Below are 665 nucleotides of genomic sequence, written 5' to 3'. Positions count from 1 at the left end.
ACACGGCCAGTTGCTACTGTACCACGACCAGTGATTGTGAACACGTCTTCGACAGGCATCAAGAATGTTTTGTCTGTGTCACGTTCTGGAGTTGGGATGTACTCGTCAACTTTTGCCATCAATTCGTTGATTGCTTCAACATATGTAGCGTCGCCTTCTAACGCTTTCAATGCAGAACCTGCTACAACCGGGATGTCATCGCCAGGGAATTCGTAGCTGGAAAGTAATTCACGGATTTCCATTTCTACTAATTCTAATAATTCTTCATCGTCAACCATGTCTTTTTTGTTCATGAATACAACGATAGCTGGTACACCAACTTGGCGAGCTAACAAGATGTGCTCACGAGTTTGTGGCATAGGGCCGTCAGCAGCGGATACAACTAAGATAGCGCCGTCCATTTGAGCAGCACCAGTGATCATGTTTTTAACATAGTCAGCATGGCCTGGGCAGTCAACGTGTGCATAGTGACGAGTATCTGTTTCGTACTCTACGTGTGCAGTGTTGATTGTGATACCGCGTTCACGTTCTTCTGGAGCTTTGTCGATCATGCTGTAGTCTTGGAAGTCAGCTTGACCTTTTTCAGCAAGAACTTTAGTGATTGCTGCTGTTAAAGTAGTTTTACCATGGTCAACGTGACCGATAGTACCAATGTTAACGTGTGG

The 665-nt window shown here is 45.1% G+C and carries 1 protein-coding gene; it reads right to left on the bottom strand.

The annotated features are described in order from the left end of the window. Positions 1-665: GTP-binding protein (locus EO117_RS09095; RefSeq protein WP_126940117.1), on the bottom strand; the 665-nt coding region annotated here is incomplete at both ends.

The organism is Veillonella sp. VA142 (assembly GCF_003992135.1).
In the GTDB taxonomy this organism is placed as follows: Bacteria; Bacillota; Negativicutes; order Veillonellales; family Veillonellaceae; genus F0422.
The sequence above is the reverse complement of the archived record's forward strand: the minus strand, read 5'-3'. Positions and strand labels throughout refer to the sequence as shown.